The following is a 16519-nucleotide window of genomic DNA, read 5'->3' as shown; positions in this document are numbered from 1 at the left end:
ACGACTACATCGTCCTCTTAGGACATTTGCGTTTATCCAAAAATTTAGCCGAAAACTGATGTGAAACACATTTAACTTAATTTCAAAAAATTTCCCAACAGCTTCATACCGCTCTCGCCACTTTTCTCAGGGTGGAACTGCATGCCGTAGACGTTATCACGACCTACAATCGCAGTTACCGGCTGATAGTAATCCGTCACGGCTAAAAGATCGCCCTCTCGCTCAGGCTTCGCATGGTAGGAGTGTACGAAATAGACGTGCCCTTCCTCGATGCCTTTGAAAATAGGGCTCTCACTCTGCTTAAAGCTGAGACGATTCCATCCCATATGCGGTACTTTGTAATCTCCGCGAAAACGAACCACTGAGCCCGGCAGCAGGTTTAACCCTTCGTGCTCGCCATGCTCTTCGCTGCTGCTGAACAACAGCTGCATCCCTAAGCAAATACCCAACAACGGCTTCCCAGAAGCTGCATATTGCTTTACAACCTCATCCAGACCAGATTCACGCAGATGCTCCATCGCATCTCCGAACGCGCCCACCCCTGGAAGGACCGCACCCTCTGCTGCCAGAATTTGCACCGGATCTCCGGTGACAACTGCTTCATAGCCGAGCCGCTCCACCGCTTTGCTCACGCTATGTAAATTGCCCATTCCGTAATCAATAATGGCGATCATGCTTACAGCACTCCCTTCGTCGAAGGAACCCCCTGCACACGAGGATCAATCGATGTTGCTTCATCCAAAGCACGAGCTAACGCTTTAAACACACCTTCAATCATGTGATGTGTGTTTTGTCCGTAATGTACAATAACGTGCAGCGTGATACGAGCTTCAAGAGCAAACTTCCATAGGAACTCATGCACAAGCTGCGTTTCAAAGCTGCCAACGTTCGCGGTCGGATACTCTGCACGGTATTCGAAATGCGGACGGTTGCTGATATCAATAACAACTTGAGCTAACGCTTCGTCCATTGGAACAAAGACGCTCGCGTAGCGTTTAATTCCACGTTTGTCGCCAAGGGCTTCACGAAACGTTTGACCCAGGCAAATCCCAATGTCCTCCACCGTGTGGTGGTCATCGATTTCGATATCGCCCTTCGCATCCACTTTCAAATTGAAGTGACCATGCTTCGTGAATAGATCCAGCATATGATTCAGGAATGGAACATCTGTTTGGAGTTCAGAAACTCCCGTACCATCTACTTCAAAAGAGAGCTTAATGTCCGTCTCATTGGTCTTACGGACTACGCTCGCTGAGCGCGTTCTTACTTGATCCTGTTCAGCCATCTAGGTCAACTTCCCTTCCTTTTTAAGTCTGATTTCAACCGCTCTCGCGTGACCTTCCAGCCCCTCGTTGCGAGCCAGTGTCATAATCATCTCTCCGTTCGCGAGTAACGCTTCCTTGCTATAGTGAATAACGCTTGATTTTTTGAGGAAATCGTCCACATTCAGTGGCGATGAGAATCTCGCCGTGCCATTCGTCGGCAGCACATGGTTCGGACCGGCGAAATAATCGCCGACAGGTTCTGTGCTGTACGCACCTAGGAAAATGGCACCAGCATTTTCAATACGCGGCAGCCACGTGAATGGATCCTGCACCAGCAGTTCACAGTGCTCCGGCGCCAAGCGATTGATGACGTCGACACCTTCGTCGAGTGAGTCGACAAGCAGGATCGCGCCTTTTGTCGCTGTCGAGACCGCGGCAATGGCTTTCTTCGGCAGCACGTCCAGCTGCCGCCATAGCGCTAGCCGAACCTCTTCGGCTAGTTCGGTTGAAGGTGTCACCAGAATCGACGGTGACATCTCATCGTGCTCGGCCTGCGCCAACAAATCGGCCGCGACGTATTCAGGATCGGCGTGCTCGTCCGCGAGCACGACAATGTCCGTTGGTCCGGCGATCATGTCGATATCGACGACGCCGAACACGAAGCGCTTCGCCAGCGCGACGTAGATGTTGCCCGGGCCGACGATTTTATCGACCGGTGCGATCGATTCTGTGCCGTAGGCCAGCGCGGCAATTGCCTGCGCTCCGCCTACGCGGTAGATCTCTTTCACACCCGCTTCGGCTGCGGCCACGAGGATATGCGGGTTGATGCCTTCTTCGCCCGCGGTGGACGGTGGCGTCACCATCGCGATCTCGGGCACCCCTGCGACGATCGCAGGGATGGCGTTCATCAGCACGGAGGATGGGTAAGCCGCCTTCCCTCCGGGCACGTACAATCCGACCCGCTTCAGCGGTCGGATGATTTGGCCCAGCAGACTGCCGTCCGGCTGCAGGTCCATCCAGGAGTTGCGTTTCTGCTTCTCATGAAACGCACGAATGTTAGCGGCGGCTTGACGCAGCGCCGCTAGGAACGCGGCGTCGACTTGCGCATACGCCGCTTGGATCTCTTCGTCGCTGACGCGCAGCTCAGCGACGTCGACGCCGTCGAACTGCTTCGCTAAGCGACGAAGCGCCGTATCTCCGTCCTGCCGCACCTCATCGATGATGCGGCGGACGGACTCATTTTGCTCAGGAGAGCCGTATTCGACCTCACGGTTTAATTGAAATTCGGAGGCGGGCATGATCCGCATCTTCATCATCCTCTCATCTTTTACTAGATGCTATAGCTTCACTGTCGGCAGTACCGCCTGCAGCATATCACACAGCCGTTGGATAGAGTCGTTCTTCATCCGGTAACTCACACGATTCGCAATTAAGCGGCTCGTAATTTGAAAAATCTCTTCCTGCTCCACAAGCCCATTTTCCTTCAATGTCTGCCCTGTTTCCACCATATCTACGATGCGATCAGCCAGTCCGATTAGGGGGGCCAGCTCGATAGAGCCGTTCAATTTGATCACTTCAACCTGTTGTCCTTGCTCACGGAAGTACTGGGAAGCCACGTTCGGGTACTTGGTCGCGACACGCGGGTTAATCACTTGCTTCCAATCTGGAAGCCCAATGACCGACATACGGCAGCGCGCGATCCCAAGATCCAGCAATTCGTAAACATTCCGATTTTCTTCCATCAGAACATCCTTACCTACGACACCGATATCCGCTACGCCATACTCGACATAGGTCGGAACATCGACCGGTTTGGCCAAAATAAACTCCATTTTTGCCCCTGGTACAGGGATAATTAAGCGGCGTCCCTCTTCCAAATCTTCAGGAATCGGTAAACCTGCTTTCGTAAACAGCTTCGCTGCTTGTTTATAGATACGGCCTTTCGGCATCGCTACTTTAAGAATGTCATCCACCGTTCCAACCTCCTTCAAACTTCCCTCATTACGGATGTAAGAAAATCCTCTTCACTGATGGGCTATTCCGTAATTAACCTGATTACTTCCTGATAACCCGTTCCAACCTCGCCGCTCTGCTGACCATTCGTTTCACTTACAAGCTGTGTGATAACTGCAACCGCCTCATCTCTAGTTCGCATAGCCTTGGCTAGCTGTAACGCTTCTTCGCGATGTTCGGCATCATAAGCGATAAGCACACGACTTGGCCGATCTACCTGATCCTTACCTGTCACTTCTAGAATCCGATTGGTCTTCAGAGCAAATCCAGTCGCTGGCGCCGGGCGTCCAAACTGACTCAATAAATTATCATAACGACCGCCGCTGCAGACAGGGAAACCTAGATCTGCTGCGTATCCTTCGAACGTCATACCTGTATAGTAGGAGAAATCTCCGATCATTGTTAAATCAATCACGACATGCTCACTAACTCCGTAAGCCTTCAGCACGTCCCACACTTCGCATAGATGTCGAATGGCATCCTGTGCGATCGGATGTTGCGAAACCATGCGGGCTTGTTCACAAATCTCATCCCCGCCACGCAGTCTCAGCACACCATTGAGCTCACGATCAACGTCAGGTGCGAGAGACAACGATTTAATCGCTTCTCGATATCCGACATAATCGCGGCTTAGCAAGTGTTCTTTTAACGCAAGCTGATCCTCTGTCCGGCCGTCTAGTGTCTCTTGGAACAATCCATTTAGGAAGCCTACATGACCAAGGGCAATCTTAAACTTTTCTACGCCTGCTGCTTGAAGCGATGCAATCGCTAGTGCAACCACTTCTGCATCTGCCTCAGATGAAGCGTCCCCGATCAATTCAACACCTGTTTGATAGAACTCCGAATCTCTGCCCGCTTCTTCCTCTATCGAACGGAACACATTCGAATGATAAGAAAGACGGATAGGGAACGCCTGTTCTTTTAGTAAAGATGAAGCTACACGTGCGATTGGCGCCGTCAACTCAGAGCGCAAAACTAATGTTTTCCCCTTGCGATCTAATAGCTTGAACAGCTTCTTGTCTTCCGTGGAGCTTGCAACACCAACTGTATCGTAATATTCAAGTGTAGGTGTAATGATCTGGTTATAACCCCAGCGTTCCATACAGGCCAATACACGGAATTCTATGTTTCTAAGTTTTGCAACCGCATCAGGTAAATAATCTTTCACGCCTAACGGCTTTTCAAATACTTTTGGCTTCGACACCGTCTCACCTCAATAAGTAGGAGTATATAATCTGTTCGTATTCACATATACTTTAGTGCATTAACGTTCTACCATGCTACCAAAATAAAGAATGTACGGCTATTTTATCATGTATCCCTAGGAGCGTCAATCATTTACGCCTTATTTGGCGCCTCATCTCCAGATTTAAGAATGTCATATAACCCTATGTATCGTCAACTATAGGCCAGTCAAGTACTCCTGCCGCGTGCCTCTTAACCTCTCCCCAAAAAGAAAAGACATGCTATATCGGCAGCATGCCTTTTCCCAGTTGTTTTGTAAACAACTATTCGTCGTCGTCTTCCCCGCCATTCGGTGTTTGTCCACCGTTCGGAGTCTGGCCTCCGTTAGGTGACTGATTTTGCCCGCCATTCGGAACCTTGCTTCCATTGCCATTGCCGTTTCCATTCGGCGCCTGAATTTGACCACCACCATTGCCATTAGGCGCAGGTGTTTGTCCATTTTGCCCACCACCATTTGGTGCTGGTGTTTGACCGCCATTTGGTGTTGGCTTTGCTCCACCATTTGGTGCTGGTGTTTGACCGCCATTTGGCGTTGGCTTAGCTCCACCATTCGGCGCTGGCGTTTGACCGCCATACGGCATAGGCTTAGCTCCGCCATTCGGCGCTGGCGTTTGACTGCCGCCTTGACCTTGACCTCCGCCTATGTCATTACCACCACCTTGGCCCTTGCCTCCGCCTTCGCCTTTACCGCCACCTTGGCCTTGGCCTCCGCCTTCGCCTTTACCGCCGCCTTGGCCCTTGCCTCCGCCCATGCCATTACCACCGCCTTGGCCTTGGCCTCCGCCTCCGCCTTCGCCTTTACCGCCACCTTGTCCCTTGCCTCCGCCTATGCCATTACCGCCACCTTGGCCTTGGCCTCCGCCTTCGCCCTTGCCTCCGCCCATGCCTTTACCGCCGCCTTGACCTTGACCAACACCTTTTAGCTTCATATAGCCATAAGTAATCGACTCAAGTGTACGTTTATCTACCGCGCCAGTTACTGGCAGTCCATGTTTTTTCTGAAAGTACCTCACACCTTGTACAGTTAGATCATCGTAGTAACCATTGATATCGCCCGAATAGCTCCCTAGTGATTTCAGCATACCCTGGATAACATACACATCGGGTCCATTCGCTGGTTTACCAACGGCCAAACCCGTTGTCGGCAAGGCCAAGAGAAGCATAATAGCAAGCACACCTACGCTTACACGTTTTCCTAACCATCCCAAATTCACTTTTCTCACATTTGCGTGTTTACTACGATTCCAATGCTGCACCTAACTGACACCTTCCCTTTACCTATAATTTCACTGCGTCTTTACTATTCCCTATAAGCGATTTTTAATCGTCTTTCCAGAATGTGTCGTGCAAATGCGTGAAAGCATTTTCTACTCTTCTTCCACAACAAAAAGGACCCAACATCGCAATGATGTTGAGTCCTTTAAGCATTCTTTCATTAAGCATCCTGACCCGTGCGAATAACCTGCATCGGATTCCCTGCTACAAAACTATGGGCAGCTACATCTTTGTGTACAACAGAGCCTGCACCAATAATGGCGTAATCCCCAATCGTCACCCCTGGCAAAATCGTTGTATTCGCCCCAACCATAACGTGGGATCCAATTCGTACATCGCCAAGTCGATATTCCTTCGTTAAATACTCATGCGCAAGTATCGTCGTATTATAGCCAATAATCGTATTGCTTCCAATATAGATCTTCTCTGGGAAAAACACGTCCACCATCACCATCAATGCAAATGCAGAGTGCTCTCCCACCGTCATGCCTAGGACATGGCGATATATCCAGTTTTTCATCCGCAAAGAAGGGGAATACCGTGTAATTTGAATAAATACGAAATTCTTGATCGCCTTCCACTTGCTAACGGTATGGTAGATTTGCCAGAGCGCATTCGGCCCATCAACCGGATATTTATCTGTGTTCCTCAATCAGCCTTCACATCCGAAGATATGCCTACTAATGGAAGAAGGTCAAACATATCATCAATGATGTGATCTGGATGGTACTGCTCTAAGTAGGTGCGCCCTTTCCAGGACCAGGATACACCAACAGCTGTAACACCTGCATTTTGAGCAGCCTCAATGTCATAATGACTATCGCCTACCATCATTGTTGTGTCAGCTGATGCATCTAACTCTTTCAGCGCGGTGAAAATGCCTTCCGGATTCGGTTTCGGTTCCTTCACGTCATCCACCGTCACGATGCTGCTAATATAGCTATCTAAGCCACACAGCTTAAGCCCCATCAACGTAGTCTGTCTAATTTTACTCGTCACAATGCCGATCTTAATCCCATTTTCATGAAGCTTCGCCATCACGGTACGCACATTCGGAAATTCCCTCACGAGTTCATCGTGTTTGGAAATGTTAAACGTTCGATACTTCGTAATAAGTGCCTCCACTTCTTTTTTACCTGAAAAAAACACCATTTGCTCCACTAACGGACGTCCCATATTCGGGATAATAAGCTCCCGGCTAATAGGCTCCGGTGTCTCACCTTCTAAGCTATGCAGAAATGATTGCACAATCAGTTCATTCGTATCCACGATTGTGCCATCCAAATCAAACAGTACGGTTTGAATCATAGTCGACTCCTTTATCTGTCTCATCCTCTTTAACCACGTTGTTTGTATTAACCGCCAATGAAGATACAATTGGGTCGGAGTAATGCTCGCTGGCGTAGCCTTTTTTCCTTCTCACGATAATGGTAATGATGGCAGCAATCACGATCAACAGCGATAGCAACTGTGAGAACCTGATATTTCCTCCATAGGTAAGTGCCCCAGGTTCAAATACAATCTTCATCGGGGACCATAGTGCGTTCATAATCGAAGCCACCCACGAAGGTCCTGTGATATCAAGGCTGTCTGTACGCAACCCTTCGATAAAGAAGCGACCCATCGCGTACCATACGAAATAGCCCAAAAATAGCTCTCCTGCACGCAGAAAGGGGCGACGACGCAGCCACAATAAGAGAAGTACCCCTACAAAACTCCAAACCGATTCGTACAAAAACGTTGGGTGATAATATACACCATCAATATTCATTTGATTCACAATAAAATTAGGCAGATGCAGACTATCTCTCAAAAACGACTCCGAAACGGGTCCGCCATGAGCCTCCTGGTTCATGAAATTGCCCCAACGGCCGATGGCTTGTCCAATAAGGAAACCAGGCGCAAGTATATCCATGATACGAAAGAAGTTATATCCCTTCGCTCGCATGTAGAAGGATCCCGCAACAATCGATCCAATGAGTGCACCGTATATCGCAATTCCGCCGTGCCAAATCATGAATACTTCCCATAAGTTATCCTTATAATCTGCCCATTGGAACGCAACATAATAAATTCTGGCACCGATAATAGCAGAAGGCACGCCAATCAACAATAGATCCATGAAAAAGTCTGGCACGATCTTGAATCGTTTTCCTTCTCTAATCGCCAACATTAAACCAATTAACGCGGCTGCTCCTAAAATAATGCCATACCATCGGACATGAATCGGTCCTAAGGAAAACGCAACGCTTTCTAACATGGTTTCACTCCTTCATAATGTGGTCAATCAAAATCCTCATAATCTTCATTTAACGATTCCGTTAATTTATTCGTAAATTGCAGCGCCGCGTTATAACCCATCCGCTTTAACCGATAATTCATGGCCGCAACTTCTACGATAACTGCTAAGTTTCGACCTGGTCTTACTGGTATGGTGACAAGTGGCAGATCCGTATCAATGATGCGAGTCAGCTCTTCATCTAAGCCCAAACGATCATATTGCTTCTCTTGCTGCCAATTTTCAAGCTTCACAACGACAGAGATTTTCTTCACATTACGAATCGCACCTGCGCCGAACAGCGTCATCACATTAATGATACCTACGCCGCGGATCTCAAGTAAATGACGAATTAGCTCTGGTGCATTCCCTGTCAGCACTTTATCGCCATTTTGGCGAATTTCTACCGCATCATCCGCGATGAGTCGATGTCCTCTTTTCACAAGCTCCAGTGCAGTTTCGCTTTTCCCGATCCCACTGCTACCCGTAATTAGCATTCCTACACCATACACATCGACAAGTACTCCATGAATCGTTGTACTAGGTGCCAGCTTATTTTCCAGGAATCCCGTCAATCGGCTTGCAAAAATCGTTGTAGATATCTGCGTACGCAGCACCGGCAGATCTTGCTTATTCGCCTCTTCCAGCAATTCAACAGGAACGTCCAGCCCTCTTGTTACGATAATACAAGGTGTCTCTTCAGGAGCGCACAGCTGCTCTACCCGATTACGACGCACGCCTACCGTCAACATTTCCATGAAGGTGATTTCCGTCTTGCCTAGCATCATAATACGTTCTCTAGGGTGGTAGTTAAAATAACCAGCCATCTCCAGACCAGGTCGATGCAAATCACCTGTGGTAATCGGACGCTTCAATCCAGCTTCTCCTGCTAGCACTTCCATATGTAACAGTTCTATCATCTCGGAAACCTTTACTTTTTTGGCCATCGTCCTAACTCCTTCGAATTTGCTTATGTACCATGTGCCCTTCGTGCAGCACGCAGGTTCCCAATAGTTTCATCGTAATAGAATACCTAGGTGAAATCAACTATCGCGTTCATAAAGATCATAATACACAAAAAAACCAGCCGATAACGGCTGGCCTTTCAGTACAATCCTATAGGTTTGGGTTAACCAAGATGGATAGTGTTGTTTCTTTATCGAAGAAATGAACTTTGTTCATATCAAGTGCCAATTTAACGTTTGTACCTTCTTTGATTCCGGAACGACCATCAACACGAGCGATTACTGTGTTAGCGCCGATACCGTTCAAGTACAAGTACATTTCGTGACCTAAGTTTTCAGTCAATTCAACGTTAACGTTGAATACTGTTTTAGGGGAAGCTTCCAAGAATACTGGCTCTTCGTGAATATCTTCTGGACGAACTCCCAGAATCACTTCTTTACCAACAAACCCTTTGTCTTTAAGAACTTGTGCTTTACCGGCTGGTACTTCTACATTCACAGAACCTGCTTTGAAGAATACGCCGCCGCCTTCAGATGCCAAAGTTCCGGACATGAAGTTCATGGATGGGGATCCAATGAAGCCTGCAACGAACATGTTAACTGGGAAGTTGTAGATTTCTTCAGGTGTAGCAGCTTGTTGAATGATACCTTTATCCATAACAACGATACGATCGCCCATTGTCATAGCTTCGATTTGGTCATGCGTTACGTAGATTGTCGTAACACCAAGACGTTTTGTCAATTTCGTGATTTCCGCACGCATTTGTACACGAAGTTTCGCATCCAAGTTGGAAAGCGGCTCATCCATTAAGAATACTTGTGGCTCACGTACGATCGCACGGCCCAAGGCAACACGTTGACGTTGACCACCGGAAAGTGCTTTTGGCTTACGATCAAGCAAGTGAACGATATCTAGAATTTTCGCTGCTTCGCGAACGCGAGCATCGATATCAGCTTTTTTGAATTTACGAAGTTTCAAACCGAACGCCATGTTTTGATAAACAGTCATATGCGGATAAAGAGCGTAGGATTGGAAAACCATCGCGATATCGCGATCCTTTGGAGCTACGTCATTTACAAGGCGGTCTCCGATGTAAAGTTCACCTTCAGTGATTTCCTCTAAGCCTGCGATCATACGAAGTGTTGTGGATTTTCCGCAACCGGATGCACCAACTAGTACAACGAACTCCTTATCTGCAACTTCAAGATGGAAATCTTTAACCGTTGATTCTTCTGCACCAGAATATCTTTTAACGATATGATTTAAACGTACGCCTGCCATGATTTCATTCCCCCTACAATTTATCGTTCAAATGATTTATTTACCACATGGGAAAGTGTAAGTTTTCGGATTCCGAAAACAGCTTTCTTATTGGCGATAAAACCTACCTCTTAACGCGCTCGCTCATCTCTGAATGGCTTCGATAGAGGTTTTCTCATCAACATTTCTATATACACATCTTACCCTACGAACGACGGACTGACTATGCACAATCCCTACAAAAAAATCACTTTCTTTTCGTTACTTTGTACAATAACAAGGCAAGTCGCACCAAAACCGCATGATTAAACGTCCTAACATCCAAACCAGTCTCGTTTTTGAACTTGTCTAACCGATATAATAATGTATTTCTATGAATATATAGCTTCTTCGCCGTTTCGCTGACATTACAGTCTAATGTGAAAAAATGTTCCAGCGTAGTGACGGTCTCACTATCAAGGACATGGTCCGTGCCGCGGAGCACTTGTTCTAAGAATTCTGTTTTCTCCTCTTCCGATATAAGGTGAAGCAGCTTTTCCAGACGAAGCTCCCAGCGTAGATGGATGAAGCTGCCTACGTGGAAAGAACGGCCTAACATGATAGTTTCCCGCAGCTTTAGTACCGTTGCGAACATCGACTTCGCTGGCTTCATTGGGAAATCAATGGCTAAGTGACATTCGCCCACCCATTCATTCGCCAGCATCTCATACAAGCCAGAGCCTAAAGCGTCTAGTGTTTGCTCTACACTTTCTTCTTCGTCTCCGTCACGTTCTTCACTTCCGCTGGTAATAAGTCCTTCAGGCGCTAAGATCAGCCACTCTTTCTCCAGCAAAGGAATAAGAATGATCTCCGCTTCAAAGAACGATTCCAGCAGCTTCTTCAGTTCCGTGTAGGAAACGCGTTGATTCTGCGGATAGTCCCCATATAACAATAGCGGAATTTTCGTTGAGTACAGTGAGGATTGGGAAGCCAGAGCATCCGGCAATTCGGCATGGCTCGTCCCACGCTCCATTTGCTGCAGTAGCCAATCTCTTAATTGATGAGATTTTCTTTCGTCCTCAGATAGAAAGGAGCCATATTGCTTTTTCTCCAGTGTTTGTTTGGATTCAATCGTTAATTCGACAAGCTTACGTTCAGAAACCGACAACTTACTTCCATTTACCTGCATAATTCGGACTTCTTTGTGTTCCTGCGATACGAAGAAAAGCACTTCCTGACCTCGACTAACGCTTCGACTAAATCCTTCTTGTCGCTCTCCCTGATCCTCCACAAGCTGGTGCCACTCGGACTCAGGTATCAGGCTTATCTGTATTGGCGACTGTAAAACCGCTTCCAATCGCTCTCTGACATGCTCCCAAATCATCTGCCTTCACTCCTTACTGCCTATAGCAACTTCTATATTTTTCTCACTATTGTACCATAGGTGTGCCCCTACCTGTGAATAACAAGGAACCCTCCTGCTCGTTTAGCAAAAGGGTTCTCTAAGTATGATGTGCTATTTCAGTACGCGACGAGCTGTAACATAGTGGTCAGCCCACCATTCTTTATTAATCGAAGTAAATTTGACGCCACCTTCACCATAAGTGTGAATCATCATACCATCACCAACATAGATGCCGACATGTCCAATATTCTTACCGGAATCAGGCGTTGTGAAGAACACCAAGTCGCCGACTTGTAAGTTACTTTTGCTAACGAATGTACCTTCCTTGGCTTGATCACGAGAAACACGCGGCAGCGTCATCCCGTATGCAGCAAAAACCGTTTTTGTAAACGATGAACAATCCATCGTCTTCGTTTGACCATATTTTGCTCCAAACTCGTAAGGAGTTCCAAGATACTTCTGAGCAGTCAAGATTAACTCAGCTTTCAAACGATCTTTGGACGATAGAATGCTTCTTCCGCCAATAAAGCTGCCTTTAAGCTCGCTTACATTGCGTGTAACGACTTCGTCTTTACTTTTCGATGCCATAACCATTTTCACATTGCCGACATAGATACCAGCATACGTTGGCGTCGTGCCGCTTCCAAAGAATAGAATGTCTCCAGGCTCTGCTTTATCGATCTTCGTAATTTTCGTTGACTTCATATTAAATTGCCCACTTAAGGTTCTAGGGACAGTGTAGTTTAGTGTCTCATAGACATAGTAGATTAGACCTGAAGAGTCAAAACCAGCAGTCGGTGTTTCAGCGCTTTTGGAATAATCAATACCAACCAATTTATTAGCCAAAGAAACGGCATCCATATCATCATTCGCGGCATAGGCGGAAATGGCAGTAGTTGCTGATAACGCGATTGTGATCGCAGCTGTAATTCCTAAAGTTCGTTGTGCAAGAATCTTTAACATGGGTATTTCCTCCTGTACGCTCTCTCTTGGTGAATTGGTTAAAATGGTAACCATCTCTCTTTACTAGTACAAGATTACCATGGCAATGAAAAGACTTTCATTCCTAAAATATTTCCTATCAACCATGACATTGGCAAGCATGCCAATTCTTTCATTGCCCTTTGCATGACAATCCTCATAATCTTTGAGAATTTGGAAATAATTGTAGTAGCACTTTATAGATGAAGATATGGCTAGCTATGGAGGTGACATGCCATGACAGATCATAAACATTACCCGACCTATGACGTTATGAAAGAAAGCACCGAGTGGGATGCGCACACGCGATCCATTGTGAACGCTCGGCTAGTTCGCGAATATTCCTATAATTTCTTAACAACAGTGGAAGCAGAAACTTTGCGATCCTGGTGTTCACTGCTTATGGACGATGATCGCGGAGAAATCATTCAATCCATCATCAGCCATATCGATCGTATACTCTTCGAAAATAAAGGCGAAGGTCACCGTAAAGCAGGCACACCCTCTATGCGTGTTCTCCTACGTCAAGGGCTTAAAGCGATCGATGAAACGGGTTGGTTCACGAATAGCCAGCCCTTTTTTCAATTAGATGAGATGAATCAACGCAACATTATGCTCCATATTGGCGAAGCTAGCTATCCCGCAACAAAAAATTGGGAGGGTATTCCTCAGAAGGCCCTATTTCACAAGCTCATGCAGCTTAGTGTCGAAGCGTACTATGCGCACCCGCTAGTTTGGTCCGAAATCGGCTTCGGCGGCCCTGCATACCCTCGTGGGTATTCATTAGATAGCCCTGAACAGTTAGAAACATGGGAGGCTGTGAAACCATCATGAAATGGCGCCATGAAAGTGAAACGGTTGATATCGTCATCGTAGGCGCAGGTGCTGCTGGAGGGGTTCTGGCCAAGGAGCTAAGTGAAGCCGGGCTCAGCGTGGTCGTTATCGATGCGGGACCTTGGCGCGATCCTGTTAAGGATTTCGCAAGCGATGAATTGAGCATGAAAAGCCTAGCTTGGCAGGATACGCGTCTTACTGAGGCTGACGAAGCTTTCGTCAATGGACGACATCAATCGGGGATGGGCATTGGCGGTGGCACCCAGAACTTTACGGGGGTCTTTCTGCGTTTTCATGAATCTGATTTCAAAACAAAGGCCATTGATGGCGTCGGAGAGGACTGGCCCATTCACTATAAGGACCTTGAACCCTACTACGCTAGGATTGAAAAAGAAATTTCCGTATCTGGTCCTAAGCATTTCCCTTGGGGAAATTTTCACGGCCCTTATCCCTTTCCTGAATTAGATTCACTTAGCCCCAATGCCCTCTTATTCCATAAAGGCTGCAAATCCCTTGGTATCCAGTCCGTGCCTACTCCTTTGGCTATCCTTTCCTCTCCACTGGAGGGACGTTCCGCCTGTACGAATCGCGGTTTTTGCCTGCAAGGATGTATACCTAACGCAAAGTTCAGCACATTGATCCTCCAGATTCCCAAAGCCGTTCAGGCTGGCGCAGAAATCCTCGCAGATTGCCGAGTCACCCAAATCGAGGTAGATGCCTACGGACATGCTAGCGGGGTTCTATTTGATCATCAAGGCACGACCTACCGTCAACGAGCTAGAACCGTTATCCTATGTGCTCATGTTGTAGAAACCCCTCGATTGCTCCTTCATTCAGCTACAGCACAATTTCCAGAGGGCTTAGCTAATTCTAGCGGTTGGGTCGGGCGGGCAATCATGACGCACAGCAGCAACGATGTTTATGCCAAATTCGAACAGGAAATCCGTTTGTATAAAGGTACACCTGTACTTGCTTCCACCCAGGATTTCTACGAAACAGATCCACGCAGAGGCTTCGTTCGGGGCTATACCTTGCATGCACACGGCTCAAGGCCTATCGAGATGGCTGAGGGTATCCGTAAATCGACACAAGCCCCCATGTGGGGGCCTTCCTTTAAAAAGGCAATGCTTGATTACAACTTCTATGGGCGTGTGAAAATGGTCGGGGAAGTGCTGCCGGCGTGGGACAATCATGTGAGCCTCTCGGACGAGAAAGATGCATACGGCATGCCATTGGCATCTCTAACCTTCAAGTACAGTGACAACGATCTCAAGCTGATAGATCACGCTGTTGATAACATGCAGTTAATCCTCCGCGCAGCTGGCGGGGAGATCGCCTATGTCGTGCCAGGTACACAACATTTAATGGGGGGTTGCCGTATGGGGAACAATCCTAAGACTTCCGTTGTTAATTCGTATGGTCAAAGTCATGATATCCCGAATTTGTTCATTTGCGATGCTAGTCTCTTCGTAACCTCCAGTGGGAGTAATCCGACACTGACCGTCATGGCGCTCGCTGCACGCACAGCCGATTACATCATTGACCTCGCCAGCTCCTGATTTTTATGCTTACTGGAGCCTCATACAAGAAAGGAGCTATTGATCCCAATGGCTATAGCTGAGTTCACGATCATTCCCATCGGCACAGCAACCACAAGCCTAAGCGGCTATGTGGCCGATCTGCATAAAGAATTAGAGCGACATAGCGATGTTCGCTTCCAAATGACACCCATGGGCACCATCCTGGAAGGCCCCCTGGACCGCTTATTCGAGGTCATACGTGCCGTTCATGAAGTTCCCTTCCTGAACGGTGCTGCGCGGGTCTCCACCTCGATCAAAATCGACGATCGCCGCGACAAGCCCGACGCGTCGATGGAACAAAAAATGCAATCCGTCGCCGCAAAGCTCTCCTGATCATCAACTGCAGTTCATCGCATCGGAGCCTATCTCCGAATACCAAAAAAAGCATCCTAGCCTAGGATGCTTTTTCTCTTACTTTCGCATATTGTATTGACTTACCATGCCTATATAAACAAAAAAAGACCACTCGGCCTTGAACGTTTGTTACTTATAAAAGTGAGTCATGTAGGATTCGAACCTACGACACCCTGATTAAAAGTCAGGTGCTCTACCAACTGAGCTAATGACTCGTAGGTGAAAGGAAAATGGAGGCTGATGGATTCGAACCACCGAACTCGAAGAGAGCAGATTTACAGTCTGCCGTGTTTAGCCACTTCACTAAGCCTCCGGATACGAGATACCCGTATTACCTAAGTAATACAACCATCTCAATGGCTTTGGACGGAATCGAACCGCCGACACGAGGATTTTCAGTCCTCTGCTCTACCGACTGAGCTACAAAGCCAAATGATTGTTATATAGCATGTCCTACATTAATTGTGATAAGAAATGGCGGAGCTGACGGGATTCGAACCCGCGGTCTCCTGCGTGACAGGCAGGCATGTTAGGCCACTACACCACAGCTCCATGCTACAAATCTTTACAAAAAATGGTGCCGTCGAGAGGACTTGAACCCCCAACCTACTGATTACAAGTCAGTTGCTCTACCAGTTGAGCTACAACGGCATAATGATGGTGGAGGCTGACGGGATCGAACCGCCGACCCTCTGCTTGTAAGGCAGATGCTCTCCCAGCTGAGCTAAGCCTCCATCTGGTGTTTGGTTTTATGGTAGCGGCAGAGGGGCTCGAACCCCCGACCTTACGGGTATGAACCGTACGCTCTAGCCAGCTGAGCTACGCCGCCACATAAAAGTGTATATATATTTGGAACTGGCGGAGAGAGAGGGATTCGAACCCTCGCACCACTTACGCAGTCTAACCCCTTAGCAGAGGGTCCCCTTATAGCCACTTGGGTATCTCTCCAAGATATATATACCATTCAGGAATAGTATTCCCTGAAAACTAGATACGAAACTTGCGTAAAGTAATACTCTTAGGAATTTTGGTTAAGCCCTCGACCGATTAGTATTCGTCAGCTGCATACGTTACCGCACTTCCA

At 47.5% G+C, this 16519-nt stretch carries 16 protein-coding genes and 8 tRNA genes; 3 read left to right on the top strand and 21 right to left on the bottom strand.

Annotated features, from left to right (window positions below; all coding sequences use genetic code 11):
- Positions 1-71: 71 nt before the first annotated feature.
- From hisH to A8709_RS35065, 13 genes are all read right to left on the bottom strand, one after another.
- Positions 72-674: an imidazole glycerol phosphate synthase subunit HisH gene (gene hisH / locus A8709_RS06010; protein WP_065851293.1), complete on the bottom strand. Its 603-nt coding sequence runs from the start codon at positions 672-674 to the stop codon at positions 72-74.
- Positions 675-676: 2 nt separating this feature from the next.
- Positions 677-1285 (bottom strand): imidazoleglycerol-phosphate dehydratase HisB, encoded by a 609-nt coding sequence (gene hisB / locus A8709_RS06005; protein WP_065851292.1) that lies wholly within the window; start codon positions 1283-1285, stop codon positions 677-679.
- Positions 1286-2572 (bottom strand): histidinol dehydrogenase, encoded by a 1287-nt coding sequence (gene hisD, locus A8709_RS06000; RefSeq protein WP_065851291.1) that lies wholly within the window; start codon positions 2570-2572, stop codon positions 1286-1288. It abuts the gene before it with no gap.
- Positions 2573-2602: 30 nt separating this feature from the next.
- Positions 2603-3238, bottom strand: coding sequence for an ATP phosphoribosyltransferase (hisG, locus tag A8709_RS05995; protein ID WP_065851290.1), 636 nt, complete (start codon positions 3236-3238; stop codon positions 2603-2605).
- Positions 3239-3300: 62 nt separating this feature from the next.
- Positions 3301-4482 (bottom strand): ATP phosphoribosyltransferase regulatory subunit, encoded by a 1182-nt coding sequence (locus A8709_RS05990; protein WP_065851289.1) that lies wholly within the window; start codon positions 4480-4482, stop codon positions 3301-3303.
- Between the two features lie 304 nt (positions 4483-4786).
- Positions 4787-5779: a peptidoglycan-binding domain-containing protein gene (locus tag A8709_RS35395; RefSeq protein ID WP_065851288.1), complete on the bottom strand. Its 993-nt coding sequence runs from the start codon at positions 5777-5779 to the stop codon at positions 4787-4789.
- A gap of 179 nt (positions 5780-5958) precedes the next feature.
- Positions 5959-6450: an acyltransferase gene (locus A8709_RS05980; protein ID WP_065851287.1), complete on the bottom strand. Its 492-nt coding sequence runs from the start codon at positions 6448-6450 to the stop codon at positions 5959-5961.
- A complete protein-coding gene (gene ppaX, locus A8709_RS05975; RefSeq protein WP_065851286.1) occupies positions 6447-7106 on the bottom strand; it encodes a pyrophosphatase PpaX in 660 nt (219 codons plus the stop codon). Before ppaX ends, A8709_RS05980 begins: the two co-directional genes overlap by 4 nt.
- The gene (gene lgt / locus A8709_RS05970) at positions 7084-8058 is read right to left on the bottom strand and encodes a prolipoprotein diacylglyceryl transferase (protein WP_065851285.1); all 975 of its coding nucleotides are present in this window, start codon (positions 8056-8058) and stop codon (positions 7084-7086) included. Before lgt ends, ppaX begins: the two co-directional genes overlap by 23 nt.
- Positions 8059-8081: 23 nt before the next feature.
- Positions 8082-9023 (bottom strand): HPr(Ser) kinase/phosphatase, encoded by a 942-nt coding sequence (gene hprK, locus A8709_RS05965; protein ID WP_065851284.1) that lies wholly within the window; start codon positions 9021-9023, stop codon positions 8082-8084.
- A gap of 169 nt (positions 9024-9192) precedes the next feature.
- Complete coding sequence (locus tag A8709_RS05960; protein WP_065851283.1) at positions 9193-10323, bottom strand: ABC transporter ATP-binding protein; 1131 nt, start codon at positions 10321-10323, stop codon at positions 9193-9195.
- 226 nt (positions 10324-10549) lie between these two features.
- Positions 10550-11665, bottom strand: a complete 1116-nt coding sequence (locus tag A8709_RS05955) for a PucR family transcriptional regulator (protein ID WP_065851282.1) — start codon at positions 11663-11665, stop codon at positions 10550-10552.
- Between the two features lie 132 nt (positions 11666-11797).
- A complete protein-coding gene (locus A8709_RS35065) occupies positions 11798-12649 on the bottom strand; it encodes an NlpC/P60 family protein (protein ID WP_065851281.1) in 852 nt (283 codons plus the stop codon).
- A gap of 255 nt (positions 12650-12904) precedes the next feature.
- Here A8709_RS35065 and A8709_RS05945 point away from each other — a divergent pair, with 255 nt between their 5' ends.
- From A8709_RS05945 to A8709_RS05935, 3 genes are read left to right on the top strand one after another with little or no spacing between them, the layout of a single operon-like run.
- Positions 12905-13501, top strand: a complete 597-nt coding sequence (locus A8709_RS05945) for a gluconate 2-dehydrogenase subunit 3 family protein (RefSeq protein WP_065851280.1) — start codon at positions 12905-12907, stop codon at positions 13499-13501.
- Positions 13498-15060 carry a GMC family oxidoreductase gene (locus tag A8709_RS05940; protein WP_065851279.1) on the top strand — a complete coding sequence of 521 codons (1563 nt, stop codon included), beginning with the start codon at positions 13498-13500 and terminating at the stop codon, positions 15058-15060. The genes A8709_RS05945 and A8709_RS05940 overlap by 4 nt, the downstream gene beginning before the upstream one ends.
- A 48-nt stretch (positions 15061-15108) precedes the next feature.
- Complete coding sequence (locus A8709_RS05935) at positions 15109-15414, top strand: MTH1187 family thiamine-binding protein (protein WP_065851278.1); 306 nt, start codon at positions 15109-15111, stop codon at positions 15412-15414.
- 163 nt (positions 15415-15577) lie between these two features.
- On the opposite strand, the gene A8709_RS05930 is transcribed toward A8709_RS05935, so the two are convergent.
- The 8 genes from A8709_RS05930 to A8709_RS05895 all read right to left on the bottom strand — a co-directional run bounded on the left by A8709_RS05930 (position 15578) and on the right by A8709_RS05895 (position 16383).
- Positions 15578-15650, bottom strand: a tRNA-Lys gene (locus A8709_RS05930).
- A gap of 16 nt (positions 15651-15666) precedes the next feature.
- Positions 15667-15748 (bottom strand) — tRNA-Tyr (locus A8709_RS05925).
- A gap of 44 nt (positions 15749-15792) precedes the next feature.
- A tRNA-Phe gene (locus A8709_RS05920) sits at positions 15793-15865 on the bottom strand.
- A 45-nt stretch (positions 15866-15910) separates the two neighbouring features.
- A tRNA-Asp gene (locus A8709_RS05915) sits at positions 15911-15987 on the bottom strand.
- A gap of 23 nt (positions 15988-16010) precedes the next feature.
- Positions 16011-16086: transfer RNA gene (locus A8709_RS05910), tRNA-Thr, on the bottom strand.
- Positions 16087-16093: 7 nt separating this feature from the next.
- Positions 16094-16169: transfer RNA gene (locus A8709_RS05905), tRNA-Val, on the bottom strand.
- Between the two features lie 18 nt (positions 16170-16187).
- Positions 16188-16264, bottom strand: a tRNA-Met gene (locus tag A8709_RS05900).
- Between the two features lie 27 nt (positions 16265-16291).
- Positions 16292-16383, bottom strand: a tRNA-Ser gene (locus tag A8709_RS05895).
- Positions 16384-16519: the final 136 nt, after the last annotated feature.

It is taken from the genome of Paenibacillus pectinilyticus (assembly GCF_001700435.1).
GTDB classification, from domain to species: domain Bacteria; phylum Bacillota; class Bacilli; order Paenibacillales; family NBRC-103111; genus Paenibacillus_E; species Paenibacillus_E pectinilyticus.
The sequence above is the reverse complement of the archived record's forward strand: the minus strand, read 5'-3'. Positions and strand labels throughout refer to the sequence as shown.

Bases quoted from the DNA above. Each gene is read 5' to 3' on its own strand.
- hisH (WP_065851293.1), bottom strand. From the start codon at position 674: ATGATCGCCATTATTGATTACGGAATGGGCAATTTACATAGCGTGAGC.
- hisB (WP_065851292.1), bottom strand. From the start codon at position 1,285: ATGGCTGAACAGGATCAAGTAAGAACGCGCTCAGCGAGCGTAGTCCGT.
- hisD (WP_065851291.1), bottom strand. From the start codon at position 2,572: ATGCGGATCATGCCCGCCTCCGAATTTCAATTAAACCGTGAGGTCGAA.
- ppaX (WP_065851286.1), bottom strand. From the start codon at position 7,106: ATGATTCAAACCGTACTGTTTGATTTGGATGGCACAATCGTGGATACG.
- lgt (WP_065851285.1), bottom strand. From the start codon at position 8,058: ATGTTAGAAAGCGTTGCGTTTTCCTTAGGACCGATTCATGTCCGATGG.
- hprK (WP_065851284.1), bottom strand. From the start codon at position 9,023: ATGGCCAAAAAAGTAAAGGTTTCCGAGATGATAGAACTGTTACATATG.
- A8709_RS05960 (WP_065851283.1), bottom strand. From the start codon at position 10,323: ATGGCAGGCGTACGTTTAAATCATATCGTTAAAAGATATTCTGGTGCA.
- A8709_RS05955 (WP_065851282.1), bottom strand. From the start codon at position 11,665: ATGATTTGGGAGCATGTCAGAGAGCGATTGGAAGCGGTTTTACAGTCG.
- A8709_RS35065 (WP_065851281.1), bottom strand. From the start codon at position 12,649: ATGTTAAAGATTCTTGCACAACGAACTTTAGGAATTACAGCTGCGATC.
- A8709_RS05945 (WP_065851280.1), top strand. From the start codon at position 12,905: ATGACAGATCATAAACATTACCCGACCTATGACGTTATGAAAGAAAGC.
- A8709_RS05940 (WP_065851279.1), top strand. From the start codon at position 13,498: ATGAAATGGCGCCATGAAAGTGAAACGGTTGATATCGTCATCGTAGGC.
- A8709_RS05935 (WP_065851278.1), top strand. From the start codon at position 15,109: ATGGCTATAGCTGAGTTCACGATCATTCCCATCGGCACAGCAACCACA.